This window comes from Bradyrhizobium sp. (genome assembly GCF_049512235.1).
Taxonomy (GTDB): Bacteria; Pseudomonadota; Alphaproteobacteria; order Rhizobiales; family Xanthobacteraceae; genus Bradyrhizobium.
This window is the reverse complement of sequence record NZ_JBEKXH010000063.1, coordinates 1-20,988: the sequence shown is the minus strand read 5'-3', so window position 1 is coordinate 20,988 and position 20,988 is coordinate 1. Positions and strand designations below refer to the sequence as shown.

The 20,988-nt window shown below is 62.2% G+C and carries 19 protein-coding genes; 8 read left to right on the top strand and 11 right to left on the bottom strand.

Features of this window, described 5'->3' with window-relative positions:
• A partial coding sequence (locus tag ABSG20_RS08645; RefSeq protein ID WP_423864079.1) for a cytochrome-c peroxidase occupies nt 1-1,610 on the top strand: 1,610 nt, incomplete at its 5' end.
• A gap of 208 nt (nt 1,611-1,818) precedes the next feature.
• Nucleotides 1,819-3,756: a phospholipase D-like domain-containing protein gene (locus tag ABSG20_RS08640; RefSeq protein WP_423864078.1), complete on the top strand. Its 1,938-nt coding sequence runs from the start codon at nt 1,819-1,821 to the stop codon at nt 3,754-3,756.
• Nucleotides 3,757-4,271: 515 nt separating this feature from the next.
• Here ABSG20_RS08640 and ABSG20_RS08635 read toward each other — a convergent pair.
• Nucleotides 4,272-4,625, bottom strand: a complete 354-nt coding sequence (locus ABSG20_RS08635; RefSeq protein ID WP_423864077.1) for a hypothetical protein — start codon at nt 4,623-4,625, stop codon at nt 4,272-4,274.
• 104 nt (nt 4,626-4,729) lie between these two features.
• On the opposite strand from ABSG20_RS08635, the gene ABSG20_RS08630 reads away from it, so the two are divergent.
• On the top strand, nt 4,730-6,601 hold the full coding sequence (locus ABSG20_RS08630) for a 5'-methylthioadenosine/S-adenosylhomocysteine nucleosidase family protein (protein ID WP_423864076.1): 1,872 nt from the start codon (nt 4,730-4,732) through the stop codon (nt 6,599-6,601).
• 9 nt (nt 6,602-6,610) lie between these two features.
• Here ABSG20_RS08630 and ABSG20_RS08625 read toward each other — a convergent pair whose 3' ends face one another.
• The 3 genes from ABSG20_RS08625 to ABSG20_RS08615 all read right to left on the bottom strand — a co-directional run bounded on the left by ABSG20_RS08625 (nt 6,611) and on the right by ABSG20_RS08615 (nt 9,421).
• Nucleotides 6,611-8,083 (bottom strand): TIR domain-containing protein, encoded by a 1,473-nt coding sequence (locus ABSG20_RS08625; RefSeq protein WP_423864075.1) that lies wholly within the window; start codon nt 8,081-8,083, stop codon nt 6,611-6,613.
• 193 nt (nt 8,084-8,276) lie between these two features.
• Nucleotides 8,277-8,867 (bottom strand): thiamine pyrophosphate-dependent enzyme, encoded by a 591-nt coding sequence (locus ABSG20_RS08620; protein ID WP_423864074.1) that lies wholly within the window; start codon nt 8,865-8,867, stop codon nt 8,277-8,279.
• Nucleotides 8,864-9,421, bottom strand: coding sequence for a phosphonopyruvate decarboxylase (locus ABSG20_RS08615; protein ID WP_423864073.1), 558 nt, complete (start codon nt 9,419-9,421; stop codon nt 8,864-8,866). Before ABSG20_RS08615 ends, ABSG20_RS08620 begins: the two co-directional genes overlap by 4 nt.
• 116 nt (nt 9,422-9,537) lie before the next feature.
• Between ABSG20_RS08615 and ABSG20_RS08610 the strand changes: the two genes are divergently transcribed.
• A complete protein-coding gene (locus ABSG20_RS08610; protein ID WP_423864072.1) occupies nt 9,538-10,758 on the top strand; it encodes a cytochrome P450 in 1,221 nt (406 codons plus the stop codon).
• A gap of 30 nt (nt 10,759-10,788) precedes the next feature.
• Here the strand turns inward: ABSG20_RS08610 and ABSG20_RS08605 are convergent, their stop codons facing one another.
• From ABSG20_RS08605 to ABSG20_RS08585, 5 genes are all read right to left on the bottom strand, one after another.
• Nucleotides 10,789-11,028 (bottom strand): hypothetical protein, encoded by a 240-nt coding sequence (locus tag ABSG20_RS08605; protein WP_423864071.1) that lies wholly within the window; start codon nt 11,026-11,028, stop codon nt 10,789-10,791.
• A 129-nt stretch (nt 11,029-11,157) separates the two neighbouring features.
• Nucleotides 11,158-11,337, bottom strand: coding sequence for a hypothetical protein (locus ABSG20_RS08600; protein ID WP_423864070.1), 180 nt, complete (start codon nt 11,335-11,337; stop codon nt 11,158-11,160).
• Between the two features lie 186 nt (nt 11,338-11,523).
• Nucleotides 11,524-11,745: a hypothetical protein gene (locus tag ABSG20_RS08595; RefSeq protein WP_423864069.1), complete on the bottom strand. Its 222-nt coding sequence runs from the start codon at nt 11,743-11,745 to the stop codon at nt 11,524-11,526.
• A 185-nt stretch (nt 11,746-11,930) separates the two neighbouring features.
• Nucleotides 11,931-13,508: an MDR family MFS transporter gene (locus ABSG20_RS08590; RefSeq protein ID WP_423864068.1), complete on the bottom strand. Its 1,578-nt coding sequence runs from the start codon at nt 13,506-13,508 to the stop codon at nt 11,931-11,933.
• 138 nt (nt 13,509-13,646) lie between these two features.
• Entirely contained in the window at nt 13,647-14,162 is a 516-nt protein-coding gene (locus ABSG20_RS08585) for a YcgN family cysteine cluster protein (RefSeq protein WP_423864067.1), read from the bottom strand.
• 287 nt (nt 14,163-14,449) lie between these two features.
• Here ABSG20_RS08585 and ABSG20_RS08580 point away from each other — a divergent pair, with 287 nt between their 5' ends.
• The 3 genes from ABSG20_RS08580 to ABSG20_RS08570 all read left to right on the top strand — a co-directional run bounded on the left by ABSG20_RS08580 (nt 14,450) and on the right by ABSG20_RS08570 (nt 18,033).
• Entirely contained in the window at nt 14,450-16,717 is a 2,268-nt protein-coding gene (locus ABSG20_RS08580; protein WP_423864066.1) for a transglycosylase domain-containing protein, read from the top strand.
• A 153-nt stretch (nt 16,718-16,870) separates the two neighbouring features.
• Entirely contained in the window at nt 16,871-17,449 is a 579-nt protein-coding gene (locus tag ABSG20_RS08575) for a DUF1214 domain-containing protein (RefSeq protein ID WP_423864065.1), read from the top strand.
• On the top strand, nt 17,446-18,033 hold the full coding sequence (locus ABSG20_RS08570) for a DUF1254 domain-containing protein (protein ID WP_423864081.1): 588 nt from the start codon (nt 17,446-17,448) through the stop codon (nt 18,031-18,033). The genes ABSG20_RS08575 and ABSG20_RS08570 overlap by 4 nt, the downstream gene beginning before the upstream one ends.
• Before the next feature lie 651 nt (nt 18,034-18,684).
• Here the strand turns inward: ABSG20_RS08570 and ABSG20_RS08565 are convergent.
• Together ABSG20_RS08565 and ABSG20_RS08560 are read right to left on the bottom strand one after the other, a co-directional pair.
• A complete protein-coding gene (locus tag ABSG20_RS08565) occupies nt 18,685-19,464 on the bottom strand; it encodes a hypothetical protein (RefSeq protein ID WP_423864080.1) in 780 nt (259 codons plus the stop codon).
• Nucleotides 19,465-19,480: 16 nt separating this feature from the next.
• The gene (locus ABSG20_RS08560) at nt 19,481-19,678 is read right to left on the bottom strand and encodes a hypothetical protein (RefSeq protein ID WP_423864064.1); all 198 of its coding nucleotides are present in this window, start codon (nt 19,676-19,678) and stop codon (nt 19,481-19,483) included.
• Between the two features lie 255 nt (nt 19,679-19,933).
• Between ABSG20_RS08560 and ABSG20_RS08555 the strand changes: the two genes are divergently transcribed.
• Entirely contained in the window at nt 19,934-20,917 is a 984-nt protein-coding gene (locus ABSG20_RS08555; protein WP_423864063.1) for a DUF2336 domain-containing protein, read from the top strand.
• Nucleotides 20,918-20,988 lie beyond the last annotated feature (71 nt).

Genomic DNA, 20,988 nt, shown 5'->3' with positions numbered 1-20,988 from the left:
ATCCCAACCAGTTGGCCAGCGCGAGCAATCCCGTGCTGCAGGACCTCAACGATGTGGTCTCGTCCCAGGGCGTCTTCAGTTCGACCCTGATCCAGACCGTTCCGGGTCAGGCCCAGGATAGCGTCACCTACACGGCAGATCCGGATGGTTTCATCATCAACGGCATCGACACGCGGCGTGTTGAGCCGCGCAACGCCCCCACCATCTTCAATGCGACCTTCAACAAGCTCTTGTTCTGGGATGGCCGTGCCAGGGAAGTCTTCAATGGCGTGGATATCACGGGGGTGCCGATCGCCCAGGTGGTCAATTCACCCGATAAGAACAGTGTTCCTTCGCTGGTGACGGTCTCGCTCGACAATTCCGCGATCGCCTCACTGGTCGCCGGACCGCCGGTCAGCATCAATGAGTTGTCGGCGGCGGGACGTAACTTTCATGAGATTGGCGGCAAGTTCCTGGTGCGCCAGGGCAAGAAGATCCGTCCGCTTATTCCGCTGGGCCAACAGATCGTCGCTGCCACCGACAGTGTTCTGGGGGGCGTCTCCAATTCGCCCAATCCCGGCATCAAGTTCAAATCCTACGATGCGCTGATAGAGGCCGCCTTTAACAGTCAGTGGTGGGATTCAAAATATGTCGTCCAGGTCAATGCCGATGGAACATTCGATCAGTTCTTCAGACTTCCAAGCGGCCACACGGCTGACAACCAATACACGCTCACTGAATACAACTTTTCGCTGTTTGCCGGGCTGGGCATCCAAAAATATCTCTCAACCCTGATCTCGGACCAGACGCCGCTCGACGCCTTCCAGGCGGGCAATACCTCAGCGCTCAGCGCCCAGGAGCAGCTTGGTCTCACGCTCTTTGTCAACACCGCCGCCAACAATGGTGGAAATTGCAACACCTGTCACACCATTCCAGAAGGCACCCGAGCCTCTGTCAGAAGAGCAACCGGGGTGCATTCGACGGATGTCAGTCCGCCGCCCGCCGATCCGCTCATCAATAATAACGCGTTGGGCTTCATCAATAATTACGGTATCCGGCCCGCGCTCGATGACCCCGGCGCGGAAGCCATTACTACGCTGGCGCCGCCCAACTGCACCACGCCGGCCACACCGCCGCTGCCGGCCTGTCCGAGTCCCCTCGTCAATTCCAAATTCAAAATACCCAACCTGCGCAATGTCGGCCTGACGGCGCCGTACAATCACCACGGCGGCAAATCGACGCTCGAGCAGGTCGTCGACTTCTACGCGCGCGGCCGAGGGGACGCCGGCGTTGCCCCGGCGGGCACGTTGCCGGCGCTGCTCGACACCACGCCGCAAAACGACGTCAACGGTCAACCTTCGACGGTCGGCGCCAACAACAAGGCTGCCCTGGTGGCTTTCCTGAGATACGGACTGACCGACCAGCGCGTGCTCTACGAAATGGCGCCGTTCGACCATCCGCAGATCTCCGTACCGAACGGCCATCCCTATGCCACCCCCGGTTCGACCACGCCGATCTCGCAGGGCAACACCAATGGCAATGCCATTGCGACGGATCAATTGCTGACCATACCAGCGGCCGGGGCGGCCGGTGTCGCTGTTCCCCAGACCAACTTCCTGGGATTGCCGTAAGCCGGCATTCCCAGCGTGAGGCTGAACAACATGCAGGCCGCGGCCGATCAAGCCGCGGCCTTCGCTTGTCTTTTTCAGTGACGCGCTTTTTTGCTGTTGATGCGGGCGGCTTGGCGCTGGCGCGCACGCTTCAGTTGTGCCAGGATGACGTTGACGGCCAGAATTCATTCAATCGAAAATATTTTCAAGTTGCGCGGGAGGAGATTTCATGACGATCGCCATCAAGGCTTACGCCAATGCGGATGACGTGCTGATTGCCTGGCAGCCGGACACATGGTCCGACGATTGGGTCGGGTTCCAGCTCGAACGGCGCAATGACACGACGCAACAGGTAACCGTTCTGGTCAACCGAATCCCGCCGAAGGCAGGCCAAGGGCCGGTACAGCCGACCGGCATCGCGTCAACGCAGTCGCCGATCCGGCGCTGCATCTGGACCGATCACAGCGTGGTGGCGACCGACAACGTGTCCTATCGCGTCACCGCGATGAAAGACGCAGGCAGCGACAGCTTTGCGCCCGATGCCGGTTCCGCGTCGGTGTGGACCGCGCCGCTGGTCGCGTCCGGCGACGCCGGCGGTGGACTGGCGGCCTATTTCAATCGCGGCACGCTGATGTCCCAGATCGTCAGCCGCTTCGTCGGCGGCGACGTCAGCGATCAATCGCTGCGGAAATTCCTGACCGACCTGGCGACGCCGGGATTCCAGGCCAGGCTTTATTTGTCGGGCGACGCATTGCACGAAATCCTGGCCTTCCTGCGCGACGCCGACCGCCGCGGCAGCTCGATCCATGCCGCGATCTATGAGATGAACGATCAGGAACTGGTCGACGCCCTGAAACCCTTTGCCGGCCGCGGCCACGTTCTGCTCGGCAATGGCAGCGCCACCAGGCCCAATGTGGCAGAGGAACTGACCGCGGCGGGGCTTGAGGTCAAGCACCGCGACCTTTCGCATCACGGCCGGTCGTCGCCGAGCGTGCACAACAAATTCGTCGTCGAAAGCGATGCGCAGGGCAATGCCAGCCGGGTATTGACGGGCAGCACCAACTGGACGACGACAGGCCTTTGCACGCAATTGAACAATGTGCTGATCGTCGATGACACCGTGGTCGCCGGCCGCTTTCTCGACCAATGGGGCAAACTGGTCGACGCCGGCGACGACATGCCGGCCGGGCTGAAGACGGAGAATGCCGAGCCCACGACCCACAACAATATTTCGGTCTATTTCGCCGCAACCGACGGCGAAGCCGAGTTCAAGCCGGTGCTCGATCTGATCGCAGGCGCCGAGGAAGGCGCGCTGTTTCTGATGTTCATGCCCGGCCAGTCGCCGCTGCTGGAAGCCTTGCTCGATCGGGCACAGAAAAACGACATCTATGTTCGCGGCGTGGTGTCGAGTGTCACCCCCTCAAAAACCGGCAATATCACCAAGGTGGCCGGGCAGGTGGTCAAGTCCGGCGCCCCGCCGCAGTCCTTCCACGACGACGTGCCGTTACCATCAGGGGTCAGCGACGACAATAAGCCGTCATGGGCGGAAACCGAATTCAACGTCCATGAAATGCTCGGGGCGCACATGATGGCGATCGTGCACTCCAAGGTGATCGTGATCGATCCGTTCTCCGACGCCTGCGCCGTGATCACGGGCTCGCATAATTTCTCGGTTTCGGCATCGGAGAAGAACGACGAGAATCTGGTGATCGTGCGCGGCAACAAGCCGCTGGCGCAGGCCTACGCGCTGCACATCAACGGAGTCTACGACCACTATTCCTGGCGGGCCTATCTCGGCAGCGGCGGCGACCCGGACCAGATCTTCAAGCCGCTCGATGGCTGGAAGCCCGGCGGATCGCGCGCCCAGGAACTCGACTTCTGGATGCAGGAGCCGATCCCCGCTCAGATGACTGCGCGCGGGGCGTCGACGACGTCTTCGCCGACAACGCCGGGACGTCGCGCCAAGCCGAAAGCCGGCAAGGCCGCGAAGAAGACGAAGGCCGGCAAAACTCCCAAAGCGAAAAAAGCCACCCGCGCACCCAAAAGCGCAAAGAAGACGAAAGCCGTCAAGAAGACGAAGGCGTCGGGGCGGGCCGCCAAGGCTAAGGCAAAATCGAAAGCTTCAAGCAAAGCAAAAGCGAAATCAAAGGCGTCAAGGCGACGGTAAAGCCATGACTGGGCATAGACCCTTTAGCGAGCTGACCAAAGGCTTTACGCCTGCCCGCCGCGCGCGCGTGGCGGCTAAGGCTGCAGCGTTACGCGAAGCGATGACGCTTCAGGAGCTGCGCAAGACGCGTTCTTGAGGATCTTCCACCGTCATTGCGAGGAGCCCTTGCGACGAAGCAATCCATAGCGCGGCGTACGCTTAAGTGGATTGCTTCGCTCACCGGACGGCACCTGGCGCCGAGCCGGTGGCTCGCAATGACGGCTCGAAAATCTCCATTTCTTTGGCGCCATTTTAGGCAGTCTCTCAGGCTGAACGATGATTCGGATATGATTCGAACTTCAAAATCACAGTACTGGCTCCTACACCCTACTCGCCAGCCCATTGCCGACGATGTCCGCATGAGCGCAGCGACATGCCGGACAGAGCAAGGAAATCCCGGATGTCGCTTCGCTCATCCGGGCTACCGTTTGCTCGCGCCGAACGTTGTCGTGTAAAGTCCCTCGATTTTATTGACCTCATCTGCTGTCAGCTCCGCAAAACTCGTCCGCGCGCGCACGCTTTGAAAGCCGCCCGCCGTTTTGGCGCAGGTAGCCAAGGAGATTATTGAGCGTGCGCTCCGGCTTGTCGATCATGTTTTCAATTCCGGCGCGGAACTGATCGAAGTGGAGCGTTTCACGCTCGACCGCATGATCATGATTCGGATCTCGAGGTGAGCATCGACGTGCCGCGTCGCCTGGCGCATCGGGACGTGCCTGTTGCGGGTTGACAAAGCTCGTACCGCTCGATGCTGTGCTGGCTTCGATCCCAGAGACAGTGCGGACTTTCTCCTGCAGGCGCGCCAAAAAAAGCGATTCTCGGGCGAAATTCATCGCCGATCGACAGGACACGCAAAATATGCGGATTTTCCCCTTGGCTGGATAACCAAAATGAGGGACTCTTACGGAACCAGTATCGGCACAGGATGCGATTATCCATGAGCGAGGTTGACGTTCTCATCGTGACCGGACTGCGGATGGAGTTCGAGGCGGCATGCGACGTCGGTCTTCTAAAAGACGGTTCACCGGGAGTTGTGTCCTGGGAGGAACGGGACATCGGCACCCCGACGCCCTACGTCATCGGGGACTTTATTTCGAACGGTAAATTCATGCGGGTCGCATTGGCCCACGGGGAGAGAATTGGCGGGCGGTACCTTTCCCCCGTGGCCAGTTATTTGTTCAGTCGACTTGAACCTCGTTGTATCGCCATGAGCGGGGCATGTGCAGGGAACCGGGCTGACGTCGCTTTTGGCGATGTCATCATTGCCGACATGACCTTTCAATACGACGAAGGAAAGGTAACCCAAGATGGATTCCTTCCGGATCACCGACCCGATAAACTGCGCGACAGCGCTTGGATCAGGCTCCTGGGCGAGTTGAAGCCACAAGGATTGCCTAGTCACGGCGTCCCTTCGGATTCAGAGGCTGAGCTTTGGCTGCTCGAGCAGACCAGCTTGGGGCGAGACGTCAAAGCTCATCCCGCCCGCAAGACCTATTTTCCCGATGAGGTCTGGGAGGAGCGGGTCAAAGCGCTCATGAATAGAGAGCTGATCTATCGCGAGGGGCGGCAGCTCAAGCTTACGGCAAAAGGCCGCGATATCGTCGACGAACGGCACGTGTTCGGTACGCCCCCGAAGAAGCTGCCCTTTAGGATCAAGGTCGGTCCAATCGCGAGCGGCAACGTAGTCGTCAAGGACGACAGGTGGGCTAAGTTGCAGGAGGAAGGTGTCCGCACTGTGCTTGCTCTGGAAATGGAGGCAGCGACCGTGGGAACCATCGGGTCACTGTTCAATCGCGACTGGATCGTCATGAAAGCCGTCATGGATTACGGCGACCCCAGCAAGGACGATCGCTTTAAAGCGTTCGCAGCCCGGGCGTCGGCCGAGGTTTTGTTTCCGTTCTTGATGTCGCAATTCGGACGGGACATTCCCGCTTCGGCTCGAAGAACTGCGGAGATAGCGCGAACGAACGCGACCGATCCTGGTGCGCTCGAGCAGATCGCTACGCGGGCGTTCATCGAATTGATCGCTGCCCTCTATGACGCTGGTCGTTTCCTGCCCGGCGGCGGCATGGAGAGCATTCCCCGATGGAAGGTCAGCCCATTCGTTCCCGACGAGCTGATGGAGAGGATTAAATCTCAGCTGGAGTACAACGCGAGTCTGGAGGACATCGCACAGGCTTTTCTCGACAAGCACCTCATCGACGACGCGCTCAAATCTCTGGTGAAGAAGATACATTACGATTGGGACAAATTGCTGCCTCACGCCAAGCGTTCGATGCATGAATTGTCCGAAAAATACCCGGACATCGGTCTTGCGAACCTCCCGGCACTCACAAGCGAGGAAACCGAAGTCGTCGGGATCAAGTGGCTCATTTCGGACGGGATGTTTCTCGATGAATGGCGATCATGGACCGATGACTTGGTAGAACACGGATTGGATCTTGTAGAAAAGAAGATTGCCCCGGCCGATTTGAATGACCAAGAGAAGATCCGATACTACTGCGACCGATTCGAATCGTTGATCGGCACCAGGATTGAAATCGATCTTGCGCTTGTAAGGGTCTCCACGAAGGTCGGTTTCCGACGAGTCTTCGATTATCTCATTTTGCGCGCCGAACGCACCAAGGTCCAGGTGATGGCTGTCGTCGACGAGATATGTCGTTCCCATCCACAGCCTCTTATTGCGGATCGCCTTTTGGCGGCGCCGATGAGGGATATTGTCGCCCCATTGATAAAAGACCCTCTGCAGGTCGCACCGTCGGCCCCGACAATGGAAGCGATAAAGGAAGCGCTCAAGAAGTACCCCTGATCGCGACTCTCACGCATCGACGTTACGATCGAGAGCATTGGAGCTTTTCCTTGGCGCCACCGATCGATCGGCCGGCTGTTTCGGCGGACGTGCCGTTGGTCTGCCGTTACGTTCCGGGACCAGGAGTTCATTGAGGCGTGGCAGTGCTATTCTGAGATAGCGGTCGTTGACCGCTTTCAGTTCGCTGAGAAGCGCCTCGGTCTCGGGGTAGCTCCCGGTGCGGGCGTTGTCCTCGCGTTCGGCCACGATCTTCAGCCTTTGCCAGATCCGAAGCGAGTCGGTGCGGATCTTTTCATAACTGGCCTGATCCGCGGGATCGGCGAACAGACTTGGCGGCGCCTCCTCCGGTCGTATGCCGTGCGCCTGGGCCTCCTCGGTGATGGTCTCCAGCGCCTCGATGACGCGTCGGCCCGCCGGGTAGTTGCGGGCAATCGGATCGCTCTCGGTTTCGCTTCGGATCTTGTCGCGAAAGATCCGCGACAATTGACCGGAAAATCCGTTGATGATCTCGATCCGGGTGCGCACGCCCAGCCGCACGCCGTCGGCAAGCCGCTGCACCGAAGATGGATGGTCGGTCAGCGGCGCGCTGAAGGCCTGGATGAAAAGCACCTTCAATCTGCAGAGTGTGCCATCGCGGCTCTTCGATGCGCTGGCCACGATGGGGCGAAGAATGCTGCCGCTCTCATGCCGGAAATAGGCCACCTCCTGCAACAGCAGATTGCCGTTGATGGCCTTGGTCAGCGAGTTGTAGAACCGCGTGATCCAGTAGGGCCGGGGCGAACGGAGATCGCCGCTGTCGCAATCCAGCATCTGCAGAAACTGCATCAGATGCAGACCGTCCGGCACATTGCCAAAGCCGAGCTTGGTGGCGGATTCGCTGTCGATCGAGACGGTGGCATCGTCCAGCGGTATCTCGGGCAGCCTGGTGACGTTGAAGTTGCCCGGTTTGCCCTTCGGCCAGCGCGGTTCAATCCAGATATAGGGCTTGATCGTCCGCTCTTCGAGAATGCTTCGAGCCTTGAGCGCGTTCTCGATCTGCTCCGCGGCGAGCCTGGCCTTTTTGTCCGGAGGGACTCTCCGCTTCACCAGCTTGCACATGTCCTCCAGCCAGCGCTGGATGTCGACATTCTCGGCCTTGATGGTCTGGAGATTGGCCAACGGACCCGGCGGCAGCGATTCCTTGGAATGAAGGCAGTAGATCGGGTGACGGTTCCTGGCCTCGTGGCGCCAGATGCTGCGAAAGGCTCCCACCTCGAAGAAGCACCAGGACCAGTCGTCGCTCGGATCGGTGTACAGCAGGATGAAGAACTTGGCCTTCTCCAGCGCTCCCCAGATGTTCTCGCGAAAGTCGTCGGACTTGGGAATCTCTTCGGACAGGAAGATATCAAGGTCCGGGATGACCGAGCAGAGCGCCTTCTGGACCTTTTTTGCCAGCGCGCCATCCTTGGCCTTGTGACTGAGAAATACCTCGAGTTTGGACATGGCGCCCCCGGAAAGCTCCGACCCGCAACGCCGGAATTCGCGGGGTCTTCCGCTCTTCCAATCCGGCATTGAAGTCACGCAGGAAAACAGCTCTGGGTTGGAGAGCTTGCATCGATCGCGCGGCGCCAAATGTGAGCCAGTTCACACCGAGCGAAAAAATTTCCCCTGTCGGTTCCGGCCCAAAATCACATTACTAGATCGGCCCAAATCCCAGCGAGCCGCGGATCCGGTTGATGATGAAGCCGCCGTCGCGGCTTGAGAGAACGCGCTCCAGATTGGCGCTGTCGATCTTGATGCTGGCGAAACGCGGGCCGCTCGAAACCTCCCGCATGTCCGGTGCAAAGGCCTCGATGTCGGCCATGGTGGCAAGGGTCCTCGCATCGGCGATCCCGCAGGCCCGGGCGACCCCGACCAGATCGACGGTATCAGCGGTGTGGCTCGCCTGGCCGCCGGTTTCGCCGTAGACCTCGTTGTCCAGCACGACGATGGTGAAATTCTTGGGCTTTTGCAGGCCGACGGTAGCGAGGCTGCCCAGCCCCATCAGCATCTCGCCATCGCCGGTGATGACGACCACAGGCAGCCCAGGCTGCGCCAGCGCGAGGCCGAGCCCGATCATGACCGCGCCGCCCATCGCGCCCCAGAGATAGAGGTTGCGATCGTGATCGCCGGCGGCGGCGATATCGTAGGTCGAGGCGCCGAGCCCGCCGACCGCGATCATCCCGCCGCGTTCCGCCAAAAGGCTTGCGACCACGCCGCGCCGGTCGAGCAGATTAGCCTTGCTCATTTGGTGAAAACCTTGGCCCCGATCAGGCGCTGCGACAACAATACGGCGGTCGGCGTGCAGGCATGATAGGCCTGTCCCGCCGCGGCCTCCACGACCTCGCGCACCTCGCCCGAATGGGAGGCCCGCAACACCTTGATGCCGCACAATTCCAACACGCCCGGTGTGGTCGATCCCATCGGCACCTGCCAGGGATTGAATTCGCCCCATTCGCCGCGCATCGTCACCAGCGCGAGGAACGGAAAGCGGAAGATTTGCGTGAGCGACAGCATGTTGACGCAATTGCCGACGCCGCTCGACTGCATCAAGAGCACGCCGCGCTGGCCGCCGGCCCAGGCGCCGGCCAATAGCGCCACGCCCTCCTCTTCCGTCGTCAGCGGCACCGCGCGCATCGAGGACGCCCCCAAGACGCGCTCGATCAAAAGCGAATGCCCGGCGTCCGGAACGTAAGGCACCTGGCGGACGTCGAAGCGCTGCAGAATCGCAAAGATGTCCTCCGGCCAGGAGGCTGTCATTTCGGCAGCCGTCTCGGAGGTCAACTCAGGGCGGGCGTGCATTTTGATTTCCAGTCGGCTGGCCGAGGCTGTATTCCGGTGGAGGGACTTTAGAGTTGCCTCGCGGATTCGAAAACAGCAAATACGGTATGGCGGTCTCACCTGACGGGTATGGCAGCATGAATGCAAACGCGCGAGAGCTGGCGGCCGGTTTCGACCTCGAGAAATTGACGCCGCAATTCTATGCCGACCCCTACCCGACCTATCGTGCACTGCGGGAGCATGAGCCGGTCAAGCGCATGCCCAATGGTTCATGGTTCCTGACGCGCTACGACGATCTGGTCCTTGCCTACAAGAACACGAAGCTTTTCAGCTCCGACAAGAAGCAGGAATTCCTGCCCAAATACGGCCATTCGCCGCTTTACGAACACCACACCACGAGCCTCGTCTTCAACGATCCGCCGGCGCACACAAGGGTGCGGCGGCTGATCACCGGCGCGCTGTCGCCGCGGGCAATCGCCGGCATGGAGCCCGACCTGGTCGCGCTGATCGATTCCCTGCTCGATGGCATCGCCGCCAAAGGCCAGTTCGAGCTGATCGCTGATTTCGCCTCCGCGATCCCGATCGAGGTGATCGGCAACCTGCTTGACGTGCCGCACGATGAACGCGAGCCGCTGCGCGACTGGTCGCTGGCGATCCTTGGAGCGCTGGAGCCGGTGATCGGCCCCGAGGCGTTTGCACGCGGCAACACGGCGGTAACGGGTTTCCTCGCCTATCTCGAAACGCTGGTCGAACGGCGCCGGGCAAAGCCCGGCAATCCGGAGCGGGACGTGCTGACGCGCCTGATCCAGGGCGAAGGCGATGGCGAACGCCTGAGCGAAAAGGAACTGCTGCACAACTGCATCTTCCTGCTCAACGCCGGGCATGAAACGACCACCAACCTGATCGGCAATGGATTGGTGGCATTGTCGGAGCACCCCGCGCAGAAAGCGCGGCTGATCGAGCATCCCGATCTGATCAAGACCGCGGTCGAGGAAATCCTGCGCTTCGAAAGCTCCAACCAGCTCGGCAACCGCATGACCACCGCGCCGGTCGAGCTCGGCGGCGTCGCGCTGCCGGCAGGCACGCCGGTGACCTTGGGCATCGGGGCGGCCAACCGCGACGGCAGGCAATTCGCCGAGCCCGAGACTTTCGACGTCGGCCGCACGCCGAACCGGCATCTGGCCTTCGCCACCGGCGCGCACCAATGCGCCGGGATGACGCTGGCGCGGCTCGAGGGCGCGGTCGCGATCTCACGCTTCCTTAAGCGCTTTCCCGGCTACGCGCAAAACGGCGTGCCGGTACGGGGCGGCCGCGTGCGCTTCCGCGGATTTCTGAGCGTGCCCTGCGTGGCCGGTTAAGGCGTCGCAAGCGCTGAGCCCAGCGCGTCTTCAGGCGCGTGCCCTTGTGCCGGGATGGCCAGGCACGCATTTGTAGCGACTGATCCAGTAGTCTTCGCTGCGATAGGTCGGATCCGCCGCCTTCCATTGCGCCAGCGCGGCCTGCGCGCCGACCGCGCAACTCAGCAGCGTCAAGTCCTTGTTCGAATCGGAGTCGGTGACGATCTCCTCGCTGCAGACCGGCTGACCCACCGATAAATGACAGAGCACGGCAATCACGGTAATGAACATGCTTTCGCCTCCTTGGCTAAATTCTGACGCAAGCGGGACACCAACCCGCCAAAGAAATGGCTTGCAGGCAGCCGCCCATATCGATCGGCCTGGGCGGACACGCGACGGTAATTTTTATGAACGTGGGCATCATATCCTCGTATGTTTTGGTACTGAAAAATAAGTTGCAAATTTCGAGCCAACTCTGATTTGAGAAAGTGGATTTTGCGTCGTTGCCGCCGGGATCTGTATGAAGTGGACGATCAATTCCGGTAAAATTTTCGAGATCGCGGGGTGTTCGCCCAATTCAATTCCTGAAATGCTTTCCATCTCGAAACATCCTCCGATGTATGCACGCCATGTTCAGCCGATCGCTCTTACCGTGAAATAGAAGCCGACCGCCGGCATGGTCGCAGCTTCGCTATCCTCAGCCTCGTCTTGCATGCTGGCATCGAAATAAGCTCGCGTCATGGCACTGCAGTCGGCCGCAGATCTGAGCCACTTCGCAATGCGATGCTACGGCTTGAAGAACGCGGGATCGTTGAGCGCCTTGATCATGGTGTCGACCATGTCGGCGGCGCCGTGATCCTCGCGCTCTTCCAGGAGCTCCCACATTTTGCGCAAGTTGGCGCGCATCGGCGCCTTGAGCGAGGGATCGCGTTCGATCAGGGTCCGCGCGATGCAGAAGGCAATGGCCTCAGTGCCCATCCGGGTCTGCTCGATTGAGGGTTTGCTCATGGTCGGCTCCTGATCGATGGTGAGACGGTTGCTTTGCTGGCGCCGCTGTTAGATCAAATTGCCGGGCGGGGATAGTCTGGGCCTGCAGAGCCGCGTCATTCGACGTGGCGCCGGCCACCAGGCCATTCTTCTGGCCCTGCGCTGAGCGCACCTCGGCGCAGAACATGCCGCCGCTGGTGCGCCCCCTACTCCGCCATCTCGACCGGCGTGGACGGGCCGGCGAGCGGCTTTTCTTCCATCAGGATCATGCACAGCGATGCCAGCGCGAGCATCGCCGTAGCGGCAGCGAACAAATAACGGAATGCCCCGACCATGTCGGCGGCGGCGATCGAATTCACCGGGCCGCGATGCTCGCCGCCGAGCGAAATATCCGGCCCCAGCGCCATCAGCAGGATCGCGGCGAAGGCAGCGACCGTGAATGAGGCCATCAGGGCGCGGAAGAAATTCATCGCGCCGGTGGCGGTGCCGACCTGCGCGCGCGCCACCGCGTTCTGGATCGAGACCACGCTGACCGGGAACGCGGTCCCGAGCCCGAGCGCGCACAGCGCCAGCAGCACCAAAAGCGCCCACAGCGGCAGCATGGTGAGCGTCATTGCGAATGCCGCCAGCGCCGCAAAGGCGGTGCCTGCTATCGCGACGCGCTTGTAGTGCTTCGAGTGCACCATGGTGCGGCCGGCGATGGCGGCGCCGACGGTCGTAACGGCGGCCAGCGGGATCAAAGCCAGCCCGGTTTCGCTGGCGCTGAGGTGATAGACCACCTCGTAATAGAGCGGCAGATGCACGGTCAGTCCGATCATCGCGCCCATGGCAAAACCGCCGGCGGCCATCGCATAGGGCACGACCGTTCCCCCCAAAAGCGGCAGCGGCAGGAACGGCTCCGCGGCATGGCCGGCGTGCCACACGAAGGCGCCAGCGAGCAGGACCGCGGCACCGATCATGGCCATGATGGCGGGCGACAGCCAGAGATAGCGATTGCCGCCCCAGGTCAGCACCAGCATGAAGATCACGGCGGACGCCATCAGCAGCACGCCGCCGAGCCAGTCGATCTGGCGCTTGCGGTGAAATACCGGAATCTTGCCCATCCTGGGCAGCAGCAGCATGAGCGATGCCAGCCCGAGCGGCAGGTTGATCCAGAAGATCATGGTCCAGTGCAGATGCTCGGCGAACACACCGCCGAGGATCGGCCCGCCGATGCCCGCCGCGGTCCAAACGCCGCTGAAATAGGCCTGGTACCGGCCGCGCTCGCGCGGCGTCACCACGTCTGAAATGATGGTCTGCACGATCGGCAGAATGCCGCCGCCGCCGATCCCCTGCAGGCCGCGGGCCAGGATCAGGACCTGCATGTTCGGCGCCAGCGCGCATGCGATTGAACCCGCGATGAACAGGCTGAGTGCGGAGATGATGGTTAAGCGGCGGCCGTAGATGTCGCTCAGCGTGCCGAACACCGGCGCCACCGCGGTCGCAGCCAACAGATAGGCCGTGATGACCCAGGACAGGCTGGAGACGTCCTGGAATTGCCGGCCGATGGTCGGCAGCGCGGTGGCGACGATGGTCTGGTCGAGGGCGGCCAGAAACATCGTCAGCATCAGGCTCATCAGGATGGTGCGAACCTCGCTTTGGGTCAGCGGCGCCCGCGGCGCGATCGGCGGCGCATCCGATAGATCGATGACCTCAACCGGCAGTTCCGCCAGTTCGCCAGCGATTGTCTCGGGCAATGACTCTCGCCCGGCCGCTTGAGGGCTGTGCCGTTCGAACCTGTTCATTTGATTATATTTAACGTTGCGATGGAAAACCGCGGGGGAGTCATAGGGTCCGGCGCCAATCTAGGGGACAAACGCCGGCCTTGGCAGCGGGTCGAGCGCATGGGTGCGTCCCGCCGAACACCCATCGCGATGGCGTGATCAGGTTTGCGGCCTTTTCTTCAGACGCGCCCGCTTCGGCAACAGCGCCGGCCACTGCACGATGTGATCTTCGAGGTCAGCCTCCGCGATCTCGGTCTCGGTTCCCTGCACCCGCCCGCGCACCGAGACACCGGCTTCGTGGACCGTATCGGGATCGCCCGAAATCAGGGGATGCCACCAATAGAGATCGCGGCCGTCAGCCACGAGCCGGTAGCCGCAACTCGGTGGCAGCCAGTTCAGGGTGCGGACGTTTTCCGGCGTCAGCCGGACACAGTCCGGAACCTGGGCGGACCGATTTGCATAATCCTTACAGGCGCATAAGCCCGCATCCAAAAGCTTGCAGGAAATGTGGGTGAAATAGATCTTGCCGCTGTCTTCATCCTCAAGCTTTTCCAGGCAGCAGCGCCCACAGCCGTCACACAGGCTTTCCCATTCGGCTTTGGACATCTCCTCCAACGTCTTGGTTTTCCAAAAGAATCCCTCTTGAGGCGAGGACGGCTTGGGGGGCGCGGTCATGGCAGCTGGCATTCTTCCGAGGGGTGCAGGCTGAAACCCCTTCATGGGACGGCTGTGGCTGCAGCGCAAGTGGCGCCACGACAGCCCGCAGGAGCCCGGGAGGGCATTAGGGCTGCTGTTCAAAATCACTGCAGGACCGTTGGTTTATGGTCCCCGCTCGGTTAGAACTCACGGCTAGGTCCCCAACGGCGCAAGCAGCGCCTTGGGTTTGCCGCAACATTCCCGCAAGAGGTCTCAACCGTGCCCAGTTGGGTGCTTGAGCGCCTTCGAACTGACCAAAGGCTCCGGTGCGCCAGATCGTCCCACCGCAATGGAAGAAGAAAATCCAGAATTGGATGCTGGATTTCGATGCCCGCATCGATTCGACGCTGTTCTCTACCGGGGTCGGCGCACGTGAGCTTTACGAGCGTTTCTCCACCTTCATGGACCGTTTCTATATCGGCGGCTGGAAGCGCTTTGTCATCATCGAACCGTTGTCGGAGGCTGCCAGCATCGGCCTCGGCGGCCTGATCCTGATGCTGGCGCTGGCGGTGCCGGCCTTCCGCGAAACCGCTGATGACGACTGGCTGAAGAAATCCGATCTGGCGGTGACGTTCCTCGACCGCTACGGCAATCCGATCGGCAGCCGCGGCATCAAGCACAATGATTCGATCCCGCTGGAGGATTTTCCGGACAATCTGATCAAGGCCACGCTGGCGACCGAGGACCGGCGCTTCTATGACCATTTCGGCATCGATGCTGCCGGCACCTTGCGCGCGCTGATCACCAACGCGCAGGCTGGCGGCGTACGCCAGGGCGGTTCGTCGATCACCCAGCAGCTCGCGAAGAATCTGTTCCTGAGCAATGAGCGCACCATCGAGCGCAAGGTCAACGAGGCCTTTCTCGCGATCTGGCTCGAGACCCGGCTCTCCAAGAACGAAATCCTGAAACTCTATCTCGACCGCGCCTATATGGGCGGCGGCACTTTCGGCGTCGACGGCGCCGCACATTTCTATTTCAACAAGTCGGTGCGCGACGTCAATCTGGCGGAAGCCGCCATGCTGGCCGGGCTATTCAAGGCGCCCACCAAGTTTGCCCCGCACATCAACCTGCCGGCGGCGCGCGCCCGCGCCAATGTGGTGCTCGACAATCTGGTCGATGCCGGTTTCATGACCGAAGGCCAGGTGTTCGGCGCGCGGCGCAATCCGGCCACCGCGGTCGATCGCCGCGACGAAAATTCGCCGAACTACTATCTCGACTGGGCCTTCGACGAGATGCGCCGGCTGGTCGACACCTTCCCGAAATCCTACAATGAGCGTGTCTTCGTGGTGCGTACCGCGATCGACATGAACGTGCAGCGGGCGGCCGAAGAAGCCATCGAAAACCAGTTGCGGCAGTTCGGCCGCGACTATCACGCCACCCAGGCCGCCAGCGTGGTTGCCGATCTCGACGGCGGCGTGCGCGCGATGGTCGGCGGCCGCGACTACGGCGCCAGCCAGTTCAACCGCGCCACCGACGCCTACCGGCAGCCCGGTTCGTCGTTCAAGCCCTATGTCTACACCACGGCGTTGATGAACGGCTTCACGCCGAACTCGATCGTGGTCGACGGCCCGGTCTGCATCGGCAACTGGTGTCCGCAGAATTACGGCCACTCTTATTCCGGCGCGGTGACACTGACCCAGGCCATCACCCGTTCGATCAATGTCGTTCCCGTCAAGCTGTCGATTGCGCTCGGCGGCAAATCACCCAATCCGGCCAAGGCCGGCCGTGTCAAGATCGTGGAGGTCGCGCGCCGCTTCGGTATCACGGCGCCGCTGCCGGACACGCCGTCGCTGCCGATCGGCGCCGACGAAGTCACGGTGATCGAGCACGCCGTGGCCTATGCGACCTTCCCCAACAAAGGCAAATCGGTCGTACCTCACGCGGTGCTTGAAGTTCGCACCGGCAGCGGCGATCTGGTCTGGCGCTTCGACCGTGATGGCAGGAAGCCCTTGCAAGCGATTCCTGCTTCGGTCGCCGCCGACATGGCGGGCATGATGAGCCACGTTGTCAGTGAAGGTACCGCGCGGCGCGCGGCGCTCGACGGTATTCCGACCGCCGGCAAGACCGGGACCACCAACGCCTATCGCGACGCCTGGTTCGTCGGCTATACCGGCAACTTCACTTGCGCGGTGTGGTATGGCAACGACGATTACTCGCCAACCAACCGCATGACCGGGGGCTCGCTGCCGGCGCAGACATGGCACGACATCATGGTGGCGGCCCATCAGGGCGTCGAGATCAAGGAAATCGCGGGCGTCGGCGCGGGCACGAAATTGCCTGCTGCGGCTCCGACGGTTGCGGCCAACGGTGCATCGAAGCCTCCGGAGATCAAACCCGGACCGCCGCCGATCCTGACCCGGCGCGGCGCCGATATCCTGGTGCAGGTGGAAAAGATGCTCGACGACGCCGCCAAGACCGCGGGCGATCCGGCAAAACCGCTCAAGCCGGTATCGTCCAATTCGTTGGCATTCCCCGACGGTTTCGCCGCGGCCACATCAGGCAGCGCGGCGATGTCGGAGCCGCGCAAGAACTAGTGCGGCGAACTTGAAGTTCCGCTGCAAGTTCATGTTAGGAACCTCAAATTCAAAACCGCACTGGAACGATCGAATGACCGGCGTTCTCTTGATGGCGAAAGCATCAGAGGGCGCGGGTGAGCGTTGTGAACTTCAAAATCGGAGCCTTGGCCCGTGCGGCTGATCTTTATCACCTTGCTGGCGCTGCTGCTCGCCACCGCCGTAGGCCTCGGCGCGACCTGGTTGACGGCGACCCGCGGCACCGATCTCGGCACCCTGACGATCGGCGCGTGGACCGCGCGGCCCAAGACCGGCACCGCCGATGTCGACCCCTATTCGCGGGCCTCGATCGCGCGCAGCGGCGAGCTCCCGGTCGGCACCGGCGACGGCGTGGCCTTTTCCGCCACCACCGACGATCGCAAGCGGCCGCTCGATGGACGCTGCGACGTGGTCGTCAGCGGCGTCACGCCGGCGGCCCGGTTCTGGACCTTGACGCTTTATGACCAGAAGGGACATCTGGTGGCGAATTCCCTGCAACGTTACGGCTTCACCAGCCAGGAGATCGTCCGCGGCGCAGACGGCGCGTTCGAGATACGGGTGGCGTCGCGGGCGCGCGCCGGCAACTGGCTCCCGACCGCGGCGATCGAACGTTATGCCCTGATGCTTCGGCTTTACGACACCCCGGTCGGTGTCGCGACCCGGACCCAGCGCGATGCGCCGATGCCTTCCATTGCGACATTGGGGTGCCCGTGATCCGCCTGCTGTTTGCGATCATCGCGGGCGTGCTGCTGGGCGGCGTGGTGCACCTGGTCAGCGTGCTGGCCTTGCCGCGGATTGCGACCAACGACGCCTATGCGCGGCTCGCGCCGATGACGAAGCTGAACGCGGTTACGCCGCTGCCGCAGGTCGATCCAAACAACGCGCCGATGCCGTACCTCGACCCTGCTTTCGCGCTTGCCGTCTGCCGCTACGATCTCTCCGGCGGGCCGATCAAACTCGCCGTTCCCGTCAGCCAGGCCTATACCTCGGTGTCGTTTTATACCCGCAACGACGTCGCCTATTACGCCATCAATGACCGTTCCGCCGGACGCAAGGTGATCGAACTCGATCTGATGACCGAGGCCCAGCATGCGGCATTGCCGGAAGAAGAGGACGTGACCGCCGCCGACCGGCTGATCATCGATTCGCCTTCCGCCACCGGCCTGATCCTGCTGAAGGCGCTGGCGCCCGAGCCGGGCCTGATGCCGCAGGCCCAGGCGTCACTCGCCGCCGCGAGCTGCAAGGTGCAGACCGACGCGGCGGCGAAGCCGGCCGAAGCGCCGCTGGCCAAGCGCTGATCGCGGCGCCATCGCGCGCGTTGAATGGCACGAGCTGCAGGTGGCTAATCAAAAAAGGCGCGGTTGCGCCGTGCCTACCGCGCCGCTTGGGCGAAGGCTTGTGTCTCGAAGGATGGCAGCTTGCACGGCTATCCTTCGAGACGCATCGTTTGGCGCGATGCTCCTGATACGAAACCCGGACTCCTGAGCATAACGGGAGGCACTTACCGCGCATCATAAACTGTAGTCATCGCCCGGCTTGACAGGCGACCCAGTAATCACCGGCCTCAGCGTCTAAAGCACAAACTTCGTCTGGCGGTACCCGATCGATGGATTTTCGCCCGGAGCTTCCGCCACCCCAACCCTCCCGAGAAAGTGGGCGAAAAAACCCTTCGGAATCAACGGGAGCAAGGGGCCCACTTTCTCTCCGGCGTGGTGCGGGCTGCGGCGCGCTGGTGGTCTCCCCCGCGAAGAGCGGGAGAGGGAGCGCAGCATCGCAAGCGTCGATGTGATCAGAACTTCGGAAACGCTGGATAAGTGACTCCAACAATTGCTTCCGTCGTTCCGCGGCCTGCGCAGCAGGAATCTTGTCGCCATCACCTCTGGATTCCGGGTTCGCGCCAAGTGGCGCGCCCCGGAATGACGAGGATACGAAGTGTCAGAAACACAACATTAGCCGCGCACGCTCACCGCATGCCCGATCACGGGCTGCGCCGAGACCGGCGGGTTCGCGGTCTGCGCGGCGAGTTCGTTGATCAGGCGGTCGGCGTCGGCGGCCATATTATCGGGCGCCGCTATCACCAGCCGTTCCAGCGCCCAGCGGTAGGAGGAGATTCTCCGCTCCAGGCACTGCTGCACCCACTGCACGATCAGGCTGTTTTCCTGCATGCGGGCGACCGCATCGGTGCGCTCGCGCGGCGACAATTCCGAAATATGCGGCAGACTGGCGTTACGCTTGCGATCGAGATCGATCACCCGCACCGCCGCGGCGAAGAAAGGTTCGAACCGGGTGATGTCGTCGCGCACGTCATCGATCACCAGCGCATAGCGCGACGCGTGCGAACGGTGCGGCTCGTCGATCAAGGCGCGTCCATAGGCGGTGCGATCGAAGGCCGGGGCCTGCCGCCAGGGCGAAGGCTGCGCCCCGTATTCGCCGAACACGCTCCGCCAGGCCGGTCGCGAGTGCGGCGGCTCGATCAGCGGATAAGCCAGATCGCGAAGCAGCCTTTCGTTGTCGGTAAGCTGGAATTGCGACACCGGCAGACCGACGCTCGATGTCGCCTCGCCGCCGATCCAGCTGTGCATGTCGTCGTTGCGAAAATCCTGACGGGTTCGGCCGAAATCGCCACCGCTGCAGCCGCCAAGCGCGGCGCTGATCAGAAGCAAGATCAGGTGGGATGATGACCCTGGGATCCGCCGCCTGACCGGAATCGGAAACCGCGTCTCCGGCATGGTAAAATGTCCGAAATCAGCGCCGACGGCGGCGGCGACCCTGGGCGGCGCCTTCTTCTGGTCCTTTGCCATCGCTGCTTTCATCGGGGTTGCGTTCGATCCGAATCGCCGGGAGGATCAGGATGGTTGCCATGCCTTCACCCGGGCCGCCGTTCATGGTCGAGCCCAGCCGCCGCGATGCGGCATCCGCCGGAAATTCAATGATAGTACCCATGTCTGACTGATCCTCTGGCTGCCGCTCCGACGCGATCTGGCCGGCGACAGGCGTTATTAAGATCAGGACGTGGTTAACAGCATCTTAAGTTGCCGAACCAGGCTCCGATTTCAGGCAGGCGTTGCGGCGCCGCCATCGCAGGGCTACTACGAGGCCTCATCCCATGGTGGCGCTTTACCGGTTGTTTTGCTTAACGGGCTGTTAAAGCCACTTGCCGTATTCTCGCGCGAGTTCTACTCAGTCGCGTACCCAGACATGACCACAACTCCGATGTTTCCAGGCTTCGACGGGTTGATAACGCTCTCCCGCCGCGAGGGCGTCGACATCCGCCCCACTTTGCTGCGCGTCTTGACCGATCTCTACGTTCAGGCCAGCGTGCACAGCCGCGACGAGGAGCAGCAGTTTGTCGAACTGACCTCCCGCCTGATCGATCATGTTGACGACGCGACCCGCGCGGCGGTTCGGGGACGGCTTGCAATCTATCCGGGCGCGCCGCCCGAAGTCCTCAGGAGACTGGGCTTGCGGCCCTATCAAAGAGATCAGCGCGTTCCGCTCGCCGCCGAGATAAGCATCGCGCCGGCAACCTCGCCGCCGCCCAAGCCATCGAGCCACGCGCAGTTGCGGATGGCATCCAGCCTGTCGATGCGGCCGCAGGACGCCGCCGAAATCAGCGACATGTTCTTCCGCGCCAGCGCCAGCGAACGCGGATTGATCCTGCATAATCTCCAGGACACGCCGTTACGGGCGTCGGCGCGAATTCCCGCCGCACGCGCGGCGCGCACGATCGAGATCCTGGAGAGGGCCGCGTTCGTCGCCGACGTCGCAAACTTCACACTCGAACTCGGTGACGCACTGATACTGCCGGCGCGGGTTGCCGCCGAGATCATCGACGATCCCGGCGGTGAGCCGCTCGCCTGCGCGGCGCGGGCGCTGAATATGCCGAGCCCGGTTTTTCAGCGGGTATTGCTGTTCCTCAAGCCTGAAATCGGGACCTCGGTGCAGCAGGTGTACCGGCTGTCGCGGCTGTACGAAACATTGAGCGAACGATCGGCCCTGATCATGCTGGCCGCGTGGCGTGGCTCGACGCTGGCGGCGACCCGCGCCAAATACCGCCCCTCGCTTTACGACGACGAGCGCCATCGCGAGCGCGCGGCGCCGGCCCAAACCCGCCCGGCGGCGCAACCGCCTGGCGGGGCGACCATGGCACCGCGCAAGGGATCGCAGGGTTCGGGGCGCTAGCGCATCGCGCATGGTCCGATCGCAAAACAGGATCCGCCGGATCAAGGGTGCGGCCGCCGGCTGTTGTTCGA